This is a genomic window from Pseudomonadales bacterium (assembly GCA_024234215.1).
Classification (GTDB): Bacteria; Pseudomonadota; Gammaproteobacteria; order Pseudomonadales; family UBA5862; genus JACKOQ01.
In genome coordinates, this window is the sequence record JACKOQ010000001.1 from 615835 (window position 1) to 632389 (window position 16555).

Below are 16555 nucleotides of genomic sequence, written 5' to 3' on the forward strand. Positions count from 1 at the left end.
TGCCGCGCGGCCCATCCCCCGGCGAAAATGTGGATTACTTTGGCAGTTTGAAGGTCACGAACAGCGGCACGCCGTCGCGCAGCACCCGCATCGCAATCAGCCGGTTTGCCGGCAGCGACTTGACGATCAGGTTGAACTCGGCGGCACTCTTGACCGGCTTGTTGGCGATGGCGGTGATCACCATGCCGGGGCGAAGCCCGATGGCCGCACCGACACCGTCGACCACCTCCTCGATCACGATGCCATGGGGAAGCTCCAGTTCACGCAGCTGCTCCGCAGTCAGGTCGCTCACCAGGATGCCGAGGCGGTTCTGCGGCTGCGCTCCGCCGCCCCCCTGCTGGGCCAGCTTCTCCGGTTCGCTCGGCAGTTCACCCACCTTGACCTTCAGATCGAGCGGCTTGCCGTTGCGCACCACCTCCAGTGCCGCGGTCGAACCGGGGCGCTTGCGCCCGATCAGATGGGGCAGGTCGGCCGAGAATTCGATCGCAGTGCCATCGACCTTGAGGATGATGTCACCGGCCTGCAGGCCCCCCTTGGCCGCCGGACTGTCCGGCACCACGGCGGCCACCAGCGCCCCGGCCGGGCGCTCCAGTCCGAACGATTCCGCCAGGTCGCGGTTCACCTCCTGGATGCTGACGCCGAGCCAGCCGCGCAGCACATGGCCTTTCTCCTTGATCTGACCCACCACATCCATCGCCACCGAGATCGGAATGGCGAACGACAGCCCCATGAAACCGCCGGAGCGGGTGTAGATCATCGAGTTGATGCCGATCACTTCGCCATCCATGTTGAACAGCGGGCCACCGGAGTTGCCGGGGTTGATGGCGACATCGGTCTGGATGAAGGGCACGTAGTTCTGATTCTGCTCGTTGGGCAGGCTGCGGTTCAGCGCGCTGATGATGCCGGCCGAGACCGAGTAGTCGAAACCGAAGGGCGAGCCGATGGCCAGCACCCACTCGCCGACCTTCAGCCGGTCGGAATTGCCCAGCTTGACCACTGGCAGATCCTTGCCATCGATCTTGAGCAGTGCCAGATCGGTGCCGGGGTCGGTGCCCACCACCTTGGCCTCGATCTCCCGCCGATCCCGCAGTCTGACGGTGATTTCGTCAGCGCCATCGATGACGTGGTTGTTGGTCAGGACATAGCCATCGGAGGAGATGATGAAGCCTGAACCGGTCGAGGCGCGCTTCTGCATCGGTCCGCCTTGTGGCGGGGCGCCGAAAAAGTGCCGGAAGAACTCCTGGGCCTCTTCGGGCAGTTCGCCATAGGGCCCTTGTCCCTGAAAGGGCAGGGCCGCGTTGCGCGGTGCCTTGGTGACGGAACTGACGTTGACCACGGCGTTCGAGTACTGTTCGACCAATGGCGAGAAGTCGGGCAGTTCGGCGGCCTGGACAGTCAGTGTCATCAGCGCGGCCAGGCAGAGCGTGGCAAACAGAACGCCAACGGGACGCAGTTCCTTGATTGCATTCGCCATTTCTATTCCTCTTGTGCAGTGGAAGATGGTGGATGATCCATGAGATTCAGGGGGAAGGCGCCACGGAGCGGGCGATTCGACTGGCGGTCTCCAGCGGAATTTCGCCGACCACCGTGACCATCACGCTCTCGCCGCGGTAGGGAATTCGACTGGTGACCGCCGAGGTGGCACCGCGTTGGCGGCGGCCATCCTGTGCCGTCTCGTTTTGGTCCAGGGTTTCGACAAAGACCGAGAAGGCATAGAGCCCATCGCTGAACAGTTCGCTGTGCAGCAGGCTCGGCTGGGTCTCGACCTGGTTGTCTGTGGGATGCTGCTGAGAGACAAAACCCTTGGGTGTCCAGCCAACCCGCCACTCCCTGGAGATTTTCCACGGGTTTGGGACCGTCCTGGGTTGTACTCGGTGCAGGGTGGCGGAGCCATGGGTCATCGATGTCAGGTCGCCCACGCTCACATCATCGGCCACTCGTAGCGTGACGAACTGGAAGCGCTCCAGTGTGCGGCCATCGGTATCACGCAGCAGCGAGCGCAGCAGCAGACCGGACGCCTGGTCGATCCACAGCTCATGGCTGTAGCGGTCCGGGTCATGTGGCCGAATGGCGATGCGTCTGCACTGCCGGTTGCTGACCCGTTCATCGCCCAGCAACTCGAGCCGGTAGTGCTGGGCCAGTTGGCCGGGCTCGCGGGCAAAGGATTGGGCAAAGGAGGCCTTGGCTGCGGTTTCGCTGATTGGAGCGTCGGCCTGGATGGCAAAGAGACCTTCGCCAGTGCGCAGCAGTTCATGCGCGGCGCCATCGAGGTGGATCAGCCGCTCCTGCTCGATGCCGGCATCGGCGCGGTGGATGATGCGGAAGCTTTGCAGTTCATCTCCCCGCACGTAGATGAAGGTGCCATCGTAGTTCTGTTCCCGAAAGGCCTGACCCATGCGCAGCAGCCATTCGTCGGCGCTCTCTGCCCAGAGTGCTGAGGAGGCAAGGCATAACGGCAGCAGCAGTGGCCAGCCGCGCAGCAGGACCCAACGAAGAGAGGAGGGAATCACTGTTGATCGAGACTGGCTGGACGGGCGAAGGGTTGGGTGAGGGTGGGTTCGCTGCCCAGTCTGCCTTGGGCATGGCGGGACATGTGCCGTTCGAGGCGTTCCTGGTCGGTGGCGAGTGCGGTTTCGGTGGTGGTGGGCTGGAGATGAGTCGGGGCTGTGCTGGCGCTGGTGGTTGGGGTGGCGTTCTGGGCGGCCAGGGTTGCGGGATTTTGGCTGTTGTCGATTCGACCCCACTGCTGCGCACCAAAGACCACGATGAAGGTGGTCGAGGCAGCCACTGCCAGAATGGCGACCGACTTCGACCAGGGGCGGGTTTTCTGCTCGGATCGATTGCGTTGCGCCACCGACTCTCCGGCCAGCGAGAGGGTCACCTTGCGGCCGATGTCGAGTCGGCTCGAGACCTTCTGCTCGCCACGCAGCAAGGTCACCATCATATGGTAGCGGCGCCACTTTTCGCGCAGTTCCGGATCGGTTTCGAGCGCGCGCAGCACCCGCATGGTCTCCAGTTCATCGGCCTCGCCATCCAGCAAGGCTGACAGCGACTCCTCGATCGCTTCGTTCATCTCAGTGACCCCAAGTTGCATCATTGACCCCCGTTTGACACGGCAACTCGGTGAAAGTGCCATGGCAAGACAGAAATTGTGGTGTCAACGCGCTGCACCCGGTGCCGAGCATCGGGGCGGGCGTGCTGGTTTCGGTTGGTTTTTTTCTGCATCTTCTTGTTTTTCGTGGCTACTGAACCATGGCGGCGATGCGCTGGTCAATGGCCTCGCGGGCGCGGAAAATCCTTGATCGCACCGTGCCGACCGGGCACTCCATGATCTCGGCGATCTCCTCATAACTGAGGCCGTCATACTCGCGCAGGGTGATGGCCGCACGCAGCTCTTCGGGCAGTTCGCGGATGGTGCGGTTGACGACCTGCTCGAGTTCATCGCGCATCAGCAGCCCTTCGGGCGAGGCCGTCTCCCTGAGCTGGTTGTGTCCCCCTTGCAGTTCGGCATCCTCGATCTCGATGTCGCTGTTGGGCGGACGGCGGTGGCGCGTGGCCAGGTGGTTCTTGGCGGTGTTGATGGCGATGCGGTAGAGCCAGGTGTAAAAGGCGCTCTCGCTGCGGAAGTCGCGCAGTGCACGGTAGGCGCGGATGAAGGACTCCTGCGCCACATCTTCCGCCTCGTGGTTGTCATGCACATAGCGACTGACCAGCGAGACGATCTTGTGTTGGTACTTGAGCACCAGCAGGTCGAAAGCGCGTTTGTCCCCTTTCTGGACCCGCGCGACCAGCTGCTGGTCGTTGTCTGACTGGGTCATGTTCGGTTCAGTGGAGTTGGGACAGCCGCGGCTGCCCGATCAGGCGTGGTTTGGAGGTGGGCATGTTCCTGATCGGAAACGCAAGTGAAGCATCTCATTCGCCGTGGGATGGTCCAAAGGGCGCCATCCTAGCAGAAATTCGCCCGATGCAGCCATGCGATGGAATAAAGAGAGACTGCCGGCCCGGGTCCATTTCTGGTTAAATTGGCCGCTTCATCACTCTGTCACCTTATGGTGATCAATCCGGACCCTTCTGTTCATGCCGCAACCTGCCTCCTACGACCTGCTCATCATCGGCGCGGGCGCTGCCGGTCTCACCCTGGCGCTCAAACTGGCCGCGCACCTGAAGATCGCGCTGGTCAGCAAGGGCAGTCTGATCGAGAGTTCGACCTACTTCGCGCAGGGCGGCATTGCCGCGGTGCTGGCCGAGAATGACAGCATCGAGGCGCATGTGGCCGACACCTTGCGTGCCGGCGCCGGGCTGTGTCACCGCGATGCGGTCGAGTTCACGGTGCGCAACAGTCGCGGCATCATCGAGTGGCTGATCGAGCAGGGGGTGCCCTTCACCAAGACCGACCGGCCCGAGCAGGGTTTTGAGGATTACCACCTGACCCAGGAGGGGGGGCATAGCCTGCGCCGCATCATCCATGCCGAGGATGCGACCGGGCAGGCGGTCTCCAATGCGTTGATCGACCGGCTGCACAGCCACGCCAACATCGGTGTGTTCGAGTACCGCACCGCGGTCGATCTGATCGTGCAGCAGGATGCGCAGGGAGAGCGGCGCTGCACCGGTGCCTATCTCCTCAACCAGCAGAACGGCGAGGTGGAGGTGTTTCAGGCGCGCTTCACTGCGCTGGCCACCGGCGGGGCGAGCAAGGTCTATCTCTACACCTCCAATCCTGACACCGCCACCGGTGATGGCATCGCCATGGCCTGGCGTGCCGGCTGCCGGGTGGCCAACATGGAGTTCAACCAGTTCCATCCCACCTGCCTCTACCACCCCAAGGCCAAATCCTTTCTGATTTCCGAGGCGCTGCGTGGCGAGGGGGCCAGATTGTTGCTGCCCGATGGCACCGCATTCATGCAGCGGTTTCATCCACAGCAGGAGCTGGCACCGCGTGATGTGGTGGCCCGCGCCATCGACCACGAGATGAAGCGGCTGGGCATCGACCATGTCTACCTCGACATCAGCCACCAGCCGGCCGACTTCATCCGCAGCCACTTTCCGACCATCTACGGTCGCTGCCTGGAGTTCGGCATCGACATCACCCGCGAGCCGATTCCGGTGGTGCCGGCGGCCCACTACACCTGTGGCGGGGTGGTGGTCGATCTCGATGGCGCCACCGACCTGCCCGGACTCTACGCCATCGGCGAGAGCAGTTGCACCGGGCTGCATGGCGCCAACCGCATGGCCAGCAACTCGCTGCTTGAATGTCTGGTCTATGCCCAAGCGGCGGCCCAGTCGATTCTGCGCCGCAGTGACGCGACGCCAGCGCCGGCGCCGATCCGGCCATGGGACGAATCCAGGGTGATCGATTCGGACGAAGAGATCGTGATCGCGCACAACTGGGAGGAGCTGCGCCGTTTCATGTGGGACTATGTCGGCATCGTGCGCACCGACAAGCGGCTGGCGCGGGCATTGCGCCGGGTCGAGCTGCTGAAGCAGGAAATTGCCGACTATTACGGTCACTACAGGGTGACCAATGACCTGCTGGAGCTGCGTAACCTCTCCTGTGTCGCCGAGTTGATCGTGCGCTGCGCGATTGCCCGCAAGGAGAGCCGCGGGCTGCACTATACCCTTGATTATCCTGATCTATTGCCCCGTGCGCTCGACACCGTGCTGATCCCCGTCATCGGCGGTGCGGCGCCGACCATGACCCTGCTGGAGCCCAATCCGTAATCGGCGCCAGTCGGTGGCCGTCAAGGCGTCGGGCAGCAGCAACAGCGGGTAGCGTGTCCTCCACCAGGGTGACTCGAACGGACGGAGGCTGAGCGCAATGCACCAGGGGGTGATGCGCGTGCCGGGCTCCAGCGTGGCCAGTCGGCGCTGTCCGCCGTAGGTGGTCAGCTCGGTGTGGTGCGGATGCAGCGTCAGTCGAACGATGCGGTCGGGATGGCGTCGACGCAGCCGCGATTCCTGCAGTGCGCATGACAGCAGCAGCAGTGTCGTGCCGCCCCAGCGCACGGTAGCGGGCAGCTCGGCGCTCAGCAGTCCGATCAGGCCGGCGCCATGTGCCAGTCCGACCAGTGCAATGAGCAGCAACGACTGCTCAAGCCGGATGGTCAGGGGCGGTGGTTGCTGCACGGATTTTTCCGATCATCCGCGCCAGTTCGGCATCGGGCGCTGTTTCGCGGCCCAGCAGCCAGAGAAAGAGCGACTGGTCCTCTTCGCGCAGCAGCCGCTGATAGCTGGCGCGGTCGGCCGGGCCGAGGTTGGGGTAGTGCATCTTGACGAAGGGGAGCAGAATCAGGTCCAGCTCCAGCATGCCGCGTCGGCTGTGCCAGTATGTCCGATGCAGTTCCGTCTCATCCACCATCTGATTGCCTCTGCGCCTGTTGCAGCGGCTATTATAGCGGCCACGATCGGTCGACCCGTCAAGGGGGCTGCCGATTGTTCACCACTGTTTGGCAGGGAGTAGTGTATGTCCAGATGGCAGGAGTTTCTGCGCAGCCAGGGAGCCCGCTTCGACGGGTTCGAGCTGCTCGACTTTGGCGATCCCCAGGCTGGACAGGGCGCATCGACCCTGCTGACCGGCCTCAGCCACGAGGGGGTGATTCAGGTCAGCGGTGTGGAGAGCGAAAAGTTTCTGCAGGGGCAGTTGACCTGCGATCTGCGCGAAGTGGACAGCCACCATGCGCGGCTCGGCGCGCTCTGCACCTATCAGGGGCGCGCAGTGGCCACCTTCATTCTCAACCGCATCGGCAGCGACTACCACCTGCAGCTCGACCGCTCGGCGCTGCCGCAGCTGTTGGCGACACTGGGCAAGTACATCGTCTTCTCCAAGGCCACGCTGCGTGATGCCAGTGATGAGTGGGTGCGCATCGGCCTGGCGGGCCACCATGCCAGCGAACTGCTCGGCGCCAACTTTGGTGCGTTGCCGGCCGCTGACTATGAGGTGATGCCGCTGAGCGCGGGGGCGATCCTCCGTCTGCCGGGCAGTGTGGCCCGTTTTCAGATCTGGCTCCCGTTCGATGCCGCCCTCGACATCTGGCCACGGCTGAAGCAGGGCGCCACCCTGGTCGGCAGCGATGGATGGCGGTTGCTGGAAATTCGTGCCGGCGTACCGATGGTGACGGCGGCGACCCAGGAGGCCTTCATTCCGCAGATGCTCAATTTCGACGAGCTGGGGGGCATCAACTACCGCAAGGGCTGCTACACCGGTCAGGAGATCATTGCCCGCTCGCACTACCGTGGCAAGCAGAAGCGGCACACCCAGCGTGCAGTGGTGGCCGACGCGGTGGAGCGGATCGCGCCAGGCAGCGAAATCCATGCAGCCGGGGAGGCCGCTCCGGTCGGCACGGTGGTGACGGCAGCGCGCGCTGGTGCGGGCTGGGAGCTGCTGGCGGTGCTCAAGGATGACCGGCTGGATGCCGAGCTGCGCTGGGGCGACAGCAACGGGCCGCCGGTCAGACTGCTCGATCTCCCCTATACTTTATCGCTGTAGGCGGCCGTGGGCTGCCGTTTCTTCTTTTGAGCAGGCAGCAATGACATGACCGACCTCTGCGCACAAGTTCGCAGCGACATTCTGCAAGCCATCGAGGCAGATCGGCTGGTGATGCCGACCCTGCCGGAGGTGGCATTGACGATCCGGACCGAAGCGAGCAATCCCAACTCCACCGCCGCCAGCCTGGCACGGGCCATTGGCCGCGATGCCGCGCTGAGCGCCCGGTTGCTGAAGATCGCCAACAGTCCGCTGTTGCGCGCTTCGCGCGCCATCAATGATCTGCAGATGGCAATCAGCCGGCTGGGGGTACAGTACAGCAGCAACCTGGCCACCGGGTTGGCGATGCAGCAGATGTTCCAGAGCAGCTCCAGGGCGATCGATCAGCGGCTGCGGCAGATCTGGCACGAGAGCACCGAGGTGGCGGGCATCGCGCTGGTGCTGACGCAGAATTTCACCAGGCTCAAGCCTGATCAGGCCATGCTGGCCGGGTTGATGCATCGCCTGGGCGCACTGCCGATTCTCACCTATGCCGAAGGCCGGTCTGAACTGCTGGCGTCACCGGCGTTGATCGATCGGTTGATCGAGGAGCTGCACCACGAGTTGGGCCGCGCCATTCTCGAGCGCTGGGAGTTTCCGCCGGCACTGGTCGAAGTGCCGGAACGCTACCGCGATTTTGGTCGCGACAGCAGTGCGCCGGACTATGTCGATGTCGTGATGGTTGCGGCACTGCACAGCCGTCTTGACAGCGACCATCCCGATCTCAAGCTTGACTGGAGCACCATTCCGGCCTTCGGCAAGCTGGGGCTCGATCCCGACATCGACGCCCGGCAGATCGAGGATGTCAGCGACGAGATGGAGGCGGCGATGGCGCTGCTGAATGGCTGAAAGCCGCAGCGCCGATGCGTGCCAGGATGACGCCGACAGTCTGGAGCTGATCGGGCGCCACTGCGGGCGGTTGCAGGTCAATGCGGAATCGGCACCTGGACGGCGCGGGTTGGCAGGGCCACCGTTGCGGTGCCGGGTGCGGTGACGATGCGCTCGCCATCCGGGCCGGTTTTGCTCACCTCCAGCTTCAGATCGACCAGAAACAGATCGCCCTCCTCATAGCGACGGGCAATGACGCCGCTGCCGGTCAGTGTGTCGCCGAGCACCGCATAGTGACGGTTCTGGTAGGAGATCTTCTTCAGCCAGCCGGAGGGTCCCATCCAGTTGCGGATCATCTGCACCATCACCTCACCATGGAAGGGCGCATGGATGACCAGGTTGGGGTAGCCTTCGTGACGGGCCCATTCGAGGTCGTAATGGATGCGATGGGCCAGATTCATCACCGCCGACAGTTGAAACAGTTGGGCGGCACCGATGGTGACCGACAGCGGTGGCAGCAGGTCGCCTTCGGTGACATAGGGCCACATCAGCCGGCGGGTGGTGGGTGCGGGAATCGAATTCATGACGTTCTCCTTGCCGCCGCTCAGCGGGAAATGGTCGAGCTTCTGACGATCAGCACCAACTCGTCCGCCTCGTTGCGGTACTCGGTCTCGATGGTGGTGAAGACCAGCGGGCCGGTGCGGCCATTTTTTTCGGTCAGATCGGCCAGCTTCGAGCGCCGGGTCAGACGGTCGCCGGGACGGACCGGGCGGAAGAACTCCACCTCGGTGCCGCCGCCCATCAATCGGGGCAGTGGCAGCGGCGGGCGCAGACCGCTGTGGACGTCATCATCCTTCGGCAGGCCATCGTCGCGCAGATCCATGTGTGGGACGATGCGGCTGAACGGCGTGCCGAAGAACATCGGCGGTGCGGTGATGCCGCCATAGGGAGTGCCCTGGGCGAACTCCTCGTCGAAGTAGAGTGGATCGGGTCCGCCGAAGCCGACCGCATTGGCGTAGTTCTGGATTGCCTCCAGCCTGACTTCGGCCGTCGAGACGGGGCCCTCCTTGCCGATCCAGGCGAGGAGTTCGGGGGTGAGAATCGGAGTGTTGCTGTCACTCATGGTGTCATCCTGCCATCCTGACTTTATTGTTATGGGTGTTCGGTCGATGACCGATGCCAGCGGTATCGAAGCACAAATTGCACTGGCAGACAATCTGCTGCCTCGCGCGGCGCGATTGACCACGCCGGCCTGTAGCGGTCGAGTCGGTTCAGAGTACCGACTCGAACACTTCGAGCTTGGGTGGCCCCAGATACATGGTGCGCACGCCGCTGGCGTTGCCGGCATTGGCGTGGGCCTTGCGGAAGGCTTCGGAGCGGGTCCAGTTCTCGAAATCCTGACGCGACTCCCAGACCGAGTGGGAGGCGAACAGGGTGTGGTCCTCTTCGGTCGGTCCGCGCATCAGATGAAACTCCCTGAAGCCGGGAACACCCTGCAGGTGGCTGTCACGGGTCTGCCAGATTTCGGTGAAGGCATCTTCCTGGCCGCGCGCGATCCGGAACCTGTTCATGGCGACAAACATGCTGAATTCTCCTGTCGGTATTGATCGTTGAGCCGGGGCATCTTAGCAAGGCGGTTTGAAAAGACAATTTGCCCATGGTGAGATTGGGCTTCGGGTGAGCACGGGCGTCTGTTTGGGACGCGGAGCCGCCTGGGTTATGATGCCGCCGCTTTGCGCCTCATGGCACAGGGTGGCCCTGGTTGGATTCGCCGGCATGACAAGCACAATAAAAGATGAGATGAAAACCGCCAGGCGCGTCACGGTGCTGGGAGGAGGCTCCTTCGGCACGGTACTGGCCAACATCCTGGCCGAGAATGGCCACACCGTCTGGCTGTGGATGCGCGACCGTGACCGTGTCGAGCAGGTCGCGCAGTCGCGCGAGAATGCCGCCTACCTGCCGGGCTATCGGCTGCATGATGCGCTTCAGGTGACGGCAGAGATGGCCGCCTGTCTGCCCGACAGCGAGATCGTCTTTGTCAGTGTGCCGAGCCAGACGGTCAGGGCGGTGGTGCGTGCCGCCAGTGCCTGGCTGCCGAGCGATGTCATCATGGTCAGCACCGCCAAGGGCATCGAGGCGGAAGGTTTTCGCATGATGAGTCAGGTGCTGGTCGAAGAGATGCCGAACGCCCGCATCGGCGCCCTGAGCGGGCCCAATCTGGCGCGGGAGATTGCCGCGCGTTTTCCAACGGCCACGGTGATCGCCAGCGCGGATGAAGCGCTCTGCAACACCATTCAGGAGACCCTGGGCTGCGACTACCTCCGCGTCTATTCCGCGATCGATCTGTATGGCGTGCAGCTGGCCGGCGCGCTGAAGAACATCTACGCGATCATCACCGGCATGGCGGATGCGCTGGGAATGGGCGCCAACACCCGCGGCATGCTGATCACCCGCAGTCTGGCCGAGATGAGCCGCTTTGCGGTACGCCTTGGGGCCGAGCCGATGACCTTTCTCGGCCTGACCGGTGTGGGCGACCTGGTGGTGACCTGCACCTCACCGCTCAGCCGCAACTACCGTGTCGGTGCCCTGGTGGGGCGTGGCAAGAGCGTGGCCGAGGCCATGGCCGAGGTCGGGCAGGTGGCCGAAGGGGTCAACACGCTGAATCTGGTCAAGCAGAAGGCGATCGAACTGGACATCTACATGCCGCTGGTGATGGGACTGGATGCTGTGCTCAGCAATCCCGGCATGGCCTTCGATGTCGCCAAGGCGCTGATGCTCGGCAGCGGCAAGCGTGACGTGGAGTTCTCCCTGAGGGGTCAGCAGCAGGTGGTCTGATCCGTGGGCGGACGTGCCCTGCGGGGTGCTTTACGCGCTTTGCCTCTCCTCGTGGAGCACAGCACGGTTGCGACCCGATCTCTTGGCGCTGTAGAGCGCGGCGTCAGCCGCGGCGATCAGCCCGTTCTCATCGGCAATGGTGGCATCGAGCGCACCGATGCCGAGGCTGGCGGTCACCGCAATCGGCGTTCCCTCAAACAGGATCGGCTGCTCCTGGAGGGTGGTGCGCAGGCGCTCCGCGGTCCTCATCGCCTCGGCCGCCGGGGTGCCTGGCAGGATCAGGCCGAACTCCTCGCCGCCGTAGCGCCCGGCGATGTCCGAGTCGCGCAGGCTCTTTTTGACGATGGCCGCGACCTCAACCAGCACCGCGTCGCCACCCAGATGGCCATGGCTGTCGTTGATCGACTTGAAATGATCGAGGTCGAACAGGATCAGCGACAGCGGTTGCTGGTAACGTGTTGCCCGGTTGAACTCCTCGGTCAGACGGGATTGCCAGTGGCTGCGATTGAGCAGTTGGGTCAGGCCATCGATGCGGCTGGCGTTTTCCAGTTTCTGCATCGCTGACTGGTGCAGGGCGTGATAGATCGCGGTGTCGGTCACGTCGAGCAGGATGATGCAGACATGATCGACTTCGCCACTGTCACGCTTGATCGGTATCAGCGTCAGATCCTGACGCATGAACTCCATGTCACCGGTCACTGGGCGGTTGTGCCGGAACTGGAACAGGTAGGGGCGCTGCTGCCATGAGCTGAAGGCGAAATTTTTCAACATGAACACGCTGTTGATCTTCTTTTCAAGCCAGCGCTGCGGCAGTTGCGGAAAGCAGTCGAACAGCTTTCTGCCCAGAACCTCATCGGCATGGATGCCGCTGTGGGTGGCCATGAATCCGTTCCAGAACTGAATTTCAAGATCTCTGTCGACCATGAACACGCCGACATTGATGCGGTCGACGACGCACTCCAGCAGTTGCGAGGAGGGCGAGAAAGCGGACACTCAGAGCAGTTCCAGCAGCTGGTCGAGCATCCTCTTGACCAGCAGGATCGATTCACCCGGCATCAGCAGGAACAGAGTGCAACCGAATGAGCGGTCTTCAAGGGTGTAGGAGATTTCAACCAGCAATGCGTGATCCCACTCTGGTTTTTCGTGCTCCAGCATTGCGTGGACGGAGATGCGCTGACCCAGAATGGCTGGCGTGGAGAAACCCATCTCGGTGTCGAACTGTTCGGCGATGCCATTCAGGCAGGCACCGCTGAGAATGTTGGCGACATCGAGCAGCAGCTCTTTCTCGGTCTCCATGCTCAAAGTGCTGTCGTAAGCCAGCAGATCGGCCAGCTCCCTGAAGGAGCTGTCGGTAAAGAGCACGATGGCTTCGCCGCGCATGCCACGGCTGCCGCTCAACTGGTAAAAGCCTTGGCTGACGCCGGAGACCCTGACCCGATCGCCCCCGGTCATGGTTGTCAACTGGTGGATGAGCTGGTCCCGATGCAGCAGTTGGATGCGCGGCACCGAGAGCTGGATGAAGACCTCCAGAAAGCGGGCCAGCGAGTCGCCGGCCTGTCCCATGGCGACGTTGACCACCTCCTGCAGGCAGTCCCGTTGATCTTCCGACAGCGCCAGCGTCCTGTTCATATCAGGCCACACTTCCGCAGCGCATCGTGCAATCTGTGGTGGTCCACCGGTTTTTTGATGAAATCGAGCGCGCCGAACTTCATCACCCGATCGCGGGCCTCGGGCTGAATGTCGGCCGAAATCACGATGATGGCGGCTTTGAGTCCTTCTGATCTGACCCTTTCCAGCACGCCATAGCCATCGATTTCGGGCATCGTCAGATCCAGCAACACCACTTCGCCTCTGCCTTGGCGAATGGCATCGAGCGCTTCGACCCCATTGGTGGCCAGGGTGACGTCGACATCCCACTCGGCAGGCAGCGCCTTGACCACCTGCTTGCGGGCCATCGCCGAGTCATCGCAAATCAGTAAGGGTACGGACATGTTGTTCTCGGAGCACACGCCTGAGTGAACATAGGTTGATCGGAAGTATAGTTCCGATTTTTCAGACCACATGAAAAGCAAGAGTTTTGCCGCACCGACTGTGCGCGGTGTGTCGTTGCCCTGCCGGGAGACTTTGGCAGGGTGACGAGAAAAAAGAAGGGCTGAGAGGCCGCTGGGAGCCTGATGGCGAGGCTCGGGCTGGAGGGAATGGCAAAACGTGCGTCTGGGCGCCACGCTCAGGGCAGAAGAGCGTTCTGCCCTGAGCGTCCGGCCAACTATTGCGACTCTGGTGCCGCAGGGTGCTCTTCGTCGGGTGATGCGCTGGATGGAGGAGTGGTGCGTCGTGCGCGCGGGTCATTGGGCGCGCGCGCGATCTTCTCGACCGTGGGAGTGACCGTTGCCATCGGCTCCTGGACCATCTCCTGCTCCTGCGCTGTTGGTCGCTGGCTCGGCCTGCTCTCCACCGCCTCCAGCGCGACCTTGCGCGGTGCGATGCGCGGGTCATTGGGCACCCTGAACCCGCCGCGCTCGAAGGCACCGGCCCGGCTGATGATCGATTCGGAGCGGTCGTCGGCTTCGGTCGATCTGGGAGCAGGCGATTCGGCGGGCACTTCAGCTCTGGGCGCTGTCGGCATGGGTGCAGACGTCGGCGTCTCGGTGGATGGTGCAGCCGAAGGGGCTTCGACCTCGGCGGGCACTGATACCGCAGGCTCCATGGTCAGCATCACCGGAGCGGGGGCAGACTCCCGTGAGGCAGGTTCGATTCTGACCTCGGCAGCAGCGTCGCGCTCGATCGGCGCCGTCATGGCAGGTTCCGGTTGCTGCTGCGGGTATTGCTCGACTGCGGAGTCAGTCGAGGCAGCGGTTGGCATGGCGACCTCATTGCCGAGTGCCGCCGTGTCGGCCCGGCGCTGGTTGTTGCTGCTGCGGCCACGGCGGTTGCTGGGGCGGCGGTTGGGTGATTCGGTCTGCTCCTGGTTGCTGCGCGGTTCCGCTGCGGCCGGCGGGCTGCTCTCTTTCTGCGCGGCGGGCTCCCTGGGCGGGCGTTCCGGACGGCGCGACTGCTGTTGTTGCCCACGGCCGTCACCGCGGCCGCCTCTGCCACCGTCGCTGCGCTGCTCCCTGCCGGATGGACGATGGTCGCGCTGACGGTTTTCTCTGCCGGTTTCGGTTTCGGTTGCGGCCGGAGTCGGGCGTCCGGCCGGTTTCAGGTTTGGAGCCGATGCTGCTGCGGTCGCGGCCGATTGCGTAGTGCGGCTGTTGCTCTCGGGTTGGGCCGCTTCGGTTGCGGGCTCGAACAGTTCAGAGAGGGCGCTGGTGAGCCGCTTCAGCAGGCCGCGCGGTCTGGCGGCGGGCGCCGCGGTTGCGGTTGCAGCGGCCGGTGCCGAGGGTGCCGCTGCAATGGGGCCCACGGCCGCCTGCTTGCGTGGCCGGCTCTGCTGGCTGCTCTCCTCTTCGAGCTCTTCGAGCAGGATCTCGGTCGATTCGTAGTCGGGAGCTTCGATCGATTCACCCTGCCGCAGCCGTTCGAGGCGGAACAGCGGGGTCTCCAGGTTGGGGTTGGGGATGATGCGCAGGCGGATTTTGCTGCGCTGCTCGATCTCCAGCAGGTTGTTGCGCTTCTCGTTGAGCAGGTAGGCGGCGACCGGCACCGGCACGATGGCGCGAATTTCGGCGCTGCCGCCCTTGGTGGTCTCCTCCTCGAGGATGCGCATGATCGACAGCGACAGCGACTTCATGCCGCGGATCGTGCCCTGCCCGTTGCAGCGCGGGCAGGAGATGTGGCTGGCCTCCTCGATCGACGGGCGCAGCCGCTGGCGGGACATCTCCAGCAGTCCGAAACGGGAGATGCGCCCCACTTGGACGCGCGCGCGGTCCATCTCCAGTGCCTGGCGCATCCGGTTCTCGACCTCTTTCTGGTTGCGCGCCGCGCTCATGTCGATGAAGTCGATGACGATCAGACCGCCGATGTCCCGCAGCCGCAACTGGCGGGCGATCTCGTCGGCGGCTTCCAGATTGGTTTGCAGTGCGGTCTCTTCGATGTCCGCGCCACGGGTGGCACGCGCCGAGTTGATGTCGATCGAGACCAGCGCCTCGGTCGGGTCGATCACCACCATGCCGCCGGAGGGCAGCTTCACTTCACGCTGATAGACCACCTCGATCTGGCTTTCGATCTGATAGCGGGTGAACAGCGGAATGGCATCGCGATAGAGCTTGATGTTCGGCTCGTACTGCGGCATCACCTGGCGGATGAAGGCGCAGGCTTCCTGATAGGCCTCCTCCGAGTCGATCAGCACTTCGCCGATGTCGGGGCGCAGGTAGTCGCGCACCGCACGCACGACCACATTGCTCTCCTGATAGATCAGAAACGGCGCTGGCCGCTCCGCGCCTGCCTGGGTGATCGCTTGCCACAACTGCACCAGGTAGTCGAGGTCGGCCTGCAACTCATCCAGGCTGCGGCCGATGCCGGCGGTGCGCACGATGACGCCCATGCCTTCGGCCAGATTGAGCTGGCTCATGATCTCGCGCAGTTCGGCGCGCTCTTCACCCTCGATGCGGCGGGAGATGCCGCCGCCGCGCGGGTTGTTCGGCATCAGCACCAGATAGCGGCCGGCCAGGCTGACGAAGGTGCTGAGTGCGGCGCCCTTGGTGCCCCGCTCCTCCTTCTCGACCTGAACGATGACCTGGTGGCCCTCTTTCAGGCCGGGGTAGTCGCGCGAGATCTCCTTCAGCGGCAAAAAGCCGTGCCGCTCGGCGCCGAAATCGACAAAGGCTGCCTCGAGGCTGGGCTCGATCCGGGTGATTCTGCCCTTGTAGATGTTGGCCTTGGTCTGCTCCCGCGTGCGGTGCTCGATGTCCAGGTCGTAGAGTTTCTGCCCATCAACGAGGGCGACGCGCAGCTCCTCGGGGTGGGCCGCATTGATCAGAATTCTTTTCATGGTGACTTTCGCTTGTTCGGTGAATTTGTGCAGTCAAAAACTGCGGGAAGGGTTGGCTGCCGACCAGCGACCTCGTTGCGGCGAATCCATGGCGGATCGACAGCGTCCACGTGGGTCGCTGCAAGGGCGATGCAGGCCAGGGTTCAAAGTGTCGGGCAATGAGCGCGCAAAACAGCACGGCGCAGTGGCGCAGCGGTTGCGCGAGCATGAAGAAGAGGCGGTGGACCATCGACAGGTTCTGAATCTCTTCGTGGCTCGACGACGAATTGGCGGTGGGCAGCTTGATGTACATCATGCCGGGTTGGCGCAATGGAATCAGGTTGGCCGACAGGAGATGGTCTGGTTGCGGATTGCACGCCAGGGCATGCGGAGCAAAAAGCGCGACGGGAGGTGGACAACTGGCCCGCTCGCCCGACGCTGGCCCACGGTTGGACCGAGGGTGC

At 63.5% G+C, this 16555-nt stretch carries 17 protein-coding genes and 1 pseudogene; 4 read left to right on the forward strand and 14 right to left on the reverse strand.

Going from position 1 to position 16555, the window contains the following annotated elements; translation table 11 throughout:
- Positions 1 to 34: 34 nt before the first annotated feature.
- The 4 genes from H7A13_03065 to rpoE all read right to left on the reverse strand — a co-directional run bounded on the left by H7A13_03065 (position 35) and on the right by rpoE (position 3818).
- The gene (locus tag H7A13_03065) at positions 35 to 1405 is read right to left on the reverse strand and encodes a DegQ family serine endoprotease (GenBank protein ID MCP5332327.1); all 1371 of its coding nucleotides are present in this window, start codon (positions 1403 to 1405) and stop codon (positions 35 to 37) included.
- Between the two features lie 115 nt (positions 1406 to 1520).
- Positions 1521 to 2510, reverse strand: a complete 990-nt coding sequence (locus H7A13_03070; GenBank protein ID MCP5332328.1) for a MucB/RseB C-terminal domain-containing protein — start codon at positions 2508 to 2510, stop codon at positions 1521 to 1523.
- Positions 2507 to 3073 carry a hypothetical protein gene (locus H7A13_03075; protein MCP5332329.1) on the reverse strand — a complete coding sequence of 189 codons (567 nt, stop codon included), beginning with the start codon at positions 3071 to 3073 and terminating at the stop codon, positions 2507 to 2509. The genes H7A13_03070 and H7A13_03075 overlap by 4 nt, the downstream gene beginning before the upstream one ends.
- 169 nt (positions 3074 to 3242) lie before the next feature.
- Positions 3243 to 3818, reverse strand: coding sequence for an RNA polymerase sigma factor RpoE (rpoE, locus tag H7A13_03080; protein ID MCP5332330.1), 576 nt, complete (start codon positions 3816 to 3818; stop codon positions 3243 to 3245).
- A 259-nt stretch (positions 3819 to 4077) separates the two neighbouring features.
- On the opposite strand from rpoE, the gene nadB reads away from it, so the two are divergent.
- Positions 4078 to 5718 (forward strand): L-aspartate oxidase, encoded by a 1641-nt coding sequence (nadB, locus tag H7A13_03085; GenBank protein ID MCP5332331.1) that lies wholly within the window; start codon positions 4078 to 4080, stop codon positions 5716 to 5718.
- Here the strand turns inward: nadB and H7A13_03090 are convergent.
- Positions 5632 to 6123, reverse strand: coding sequence for a hypothetical protein (locus H7A13_03090; protein MCP5332332.1), 492 nt, complete (start codon positions 6121 to 6123; stop codon positions 5632 to 5634). The genes nadB and H7A13_03090 overlap by 87 nt on opposite strands.
- Positions 6089 to 6355, reverse strand: a complete 267-nt coding sequence (locus tag H7A13_03095; protein MCP5332333.1) for a succinate dehydrogenase assembly factor 2 — start codon at positions 6353 to 6355, stop codon at positions 6089 to 6091. Before H7A13_03095 ends, H7A13_03090 begins: the two co-directional genes overlap by 35 nt.
- Positions 6356 to 6460: 105 nt before the next feature.
- Between H7A13_03095 and H7A13_03100 the strand changes: the two genes are divergently transcribed.
- Entirely contained in the window at positions 6461 to 7483 is a 1023-nt protein-coding gene (locus tag H7A13_03100) for a folate-binding protein YgfZ (protein MCP5332334.1), read from the forward strand.
- A 45-nt stretch (positions 7484 to 7528) separates the two neighbouring features.
- Entirely contained in the window at positions 7529 to 8368 is an 840-nt protein-coding gene (locus H7A13_03105) for an HDOD domain-containing protein (protein ID MCP5332335.1), read from the forward strand.
- 77 nt (positions 8369 to 8445) lie between these two features.
- Here H7A13_03105 and H7A13_03110 read toward each other — a convergent pair whose 3' ends face one another.
- The 3 genes from H7A13_03110 to H7A13_03120 all read right to left on the reverse strand — a co-directional run bounded on the left by H7A13_03110 (position 8446) and on the right by H7A13_03120 (position 9930).
- On the reverse strand, positions 8446 to 8931 hold the full coding sequence (locus H7A13_03110) for an acyl dehydratase (GenBank protein ID MCP5332336.1): 486 nt from the start codon (positions 8929 to 8931) through the stop codon (positions 8446 to 8448).
- Between the two features lie 20 nt (positions 8932 to 8951).
- Positions 8952 to 9470: a MaoC family dehydratase N-terminal domain-containing protein gene (locus tag H7A13_03115; protein MCP5332337.1), complete on the reverse strand. Its 519-nt coding sequence runs from the start codon at positions 9468 to 9470 to the stop codon at positions 8952 to 8954.
- A 148-nt stretch (positions 9471 to 9618) separates the two neighbouring features.
- A complete protein-coding gene (locus H7A13_03120) occupies positions 9619 to 9930 on the reverse strand; it encodes an antibiotic biosynthesis monooxygenase (protein MCP5332338.1) in 312 nt (103 codons plus the stop codon).
- Between the two features lie 217 nt (positions 9931 to 10147).
- Here H7A13_03120 and H7A13_03125 point away from each other — a divergent pair, with 217 nt between their 5' ends.
- Positions 10148 to 11182: an NAD(P)H-dependent glycerol-3-phosphate dehydrogenase gene (locus H7A13_03125; GenBank protein MCP5332339.1), complete on the forward strand. Its 1035-nt coding sequence runs from the start codon at positions 10148 to 10150 to the stop codon at positions 11180 to 11182.
- A 30-nt stretch (positions 11183 to 11212) separates the two neighbouring features.
- Here the strand turns inward: H7A13_03125 and H7A13_03130 are convergent, their stop codons facing one another.
- From H7A13_03130 to H7A13_03150, 5 genes and pseudogenes are all read right to left on the reverse strand, one after another.
- The gene (locus H7A13_03130) at positions 11213 to 12106 is read right to left on the reverse strand and encodes a diguanylate cyclase (protein ID MCP5332340.1); all 894 of its coding nucleotides are present in this window, start codon (positions 12104 to 12106) and stop codon (positions 11213 to 11215) included.
- Between the two features lie 69 nt (positions 12107 to 12175).
- Complete coding sequence (locus H7A13_03135; protein MCP5332341.1) at positions 12176 to 12811, reverse strand: hypothetical protein; 636 nt, start codon at positions 12809 to 12811, stop codon at positions 12176 to 12178.
- The gene (locus H7A13_03140; protein MCP5332342.1) at positions 12808 to 13173 is read right to left on the reverse strand and encodes a response regulator; all 366 of its coding nucleotides are present in this window, start codon (positions 13171 to 13173) and stop codon (positions 12808 to 12810) included. The genes H7A13_03135 and H7A13_03140 overlap by 4 nt, the downstream gene beginning before the upstream one ends.
- Before the next feature lie 731 nt (positions 13174 to 13904).
- Positions 13905 to 16112: pseudogene (locus H7A13_03145) on the reverse strand (Rne/Rng family ribonuclease).
- The gene (locus H7A13_03150) at positions 16054 to 16407 is read right to left on the reverse strand and encodes a hypothetical protein (protein MCP5332343.1); all 354 of its coding nucleotides are present in this window, start codon (positions 16405 to 16407) and stop codon (positions 16054 to 16056) included. The pseudogene H7A13_03145 and the gene H7A13_03150 overlap by 59 nt, the downstream one beginning before the upstream one ends.
- Between the last annotated feature and the right edge of the window lie 148 nt (positions 16408 to 16555).

Coding starts and splice junctions, on each gene's coding strand:
- H7A13_03140 (MCP5332342.1), bottom strand. CDS start 13,173: ATGTCCGTACCCTTACTGATTTGCGATGACTCGGCGATGGCCCGCAAG.
- rpoE (MCP5332330.1), bottom strand. CDS start 3,818: ATGACCCAGTCAGACAACGACCAGCAGCTGGTCGCGCGGGTCCAGAAA.
- H7A13_03095 (MCP5332333.1), bottom strand. CDS start 6,355: ATGGTGGATGAGACGGAACTGCATCGGACATACTGGCACAGCCGACGC.
- H7A13_03105 (MCP5332335.1), top strand. CDS start 7,529: ATGACCGACCTCTGCGCACAAGTTCGCAGCGACATTCTGCAAGCCATC.
- H7A13_03100 (MCP5332334.1), top strand. CDS start 6,461: ATGTCCAGATGGCAGGAGTTTCTGCGCAGCCAGGGAGCCCGCTTCGAC.
- H7A13_03115 (MCP5332337.1), bottom strand. CDS start 9,470: ATGAGTGACAGCAACACTCCGATTCTCACCCCCGAACTCCTCGCCTGG.
- nadB (MCP5332331.1), top strand. CDS start 4,078: ATGCCGCAACCTGCCTCCTACGACCTGCTCATCATCGGCGCGGGCGCT.
- H7A13_03065 (MCP5332327.1), bottom strand. CDS start 1,405: ATGACACTGACTGTCCAGGCCGCCGAACTGCCCGACTTCTCGCCATTG.
- H7A13_03125 (MCP5332339.1), top strand. CDS start 10,148: ATGAAAACCGCCAGGCGCGTCACGGTGCTGGGAGGAGGCTCCTTCGGC.
- H7A13_03130 (MCP5332340.1), bottom strand. CDS start 12,106: ATGGTCGACAGAGATCTTGAAATTCAGTTCTGGAACGGATTCATGGCC.
- H7A13_03110 (MCP5332336.1), bottom strand. CDS start 8,931: ATGAATTCGATTCCCGCACCCACCACCCGCCGGCTGATGTGGCCCTAT.
- H7A13_03150 (MCP5332343.1), bottom strand. CDS start 16,407: ATGATGTACATCAAGCTGCCCACCGCCAATTCGTCGTCGAGCCACGAA.
- H7A13_03135 (MCP5332341.1), bottom strand. CDS start 12,811: ATGAACAGGACGCTGGCGCTGTCGGAAGATCAACGGGACTGCCTGCAG.
- H7A13_03075 (MCP5332329.1), bottom strand. CDS start 3,073: ATGAACGAAGCGATCGAGGAGTCGCTGTCAGCCTTGCTGGATGGCGAG.
- H7A13_03120 (MCP5332338.1), bottom strand. CDS start 9,930: ATGTTTGTCGCCATGAACAGGTTCCGGATCGCGCGCGGCCAGGAAGAT.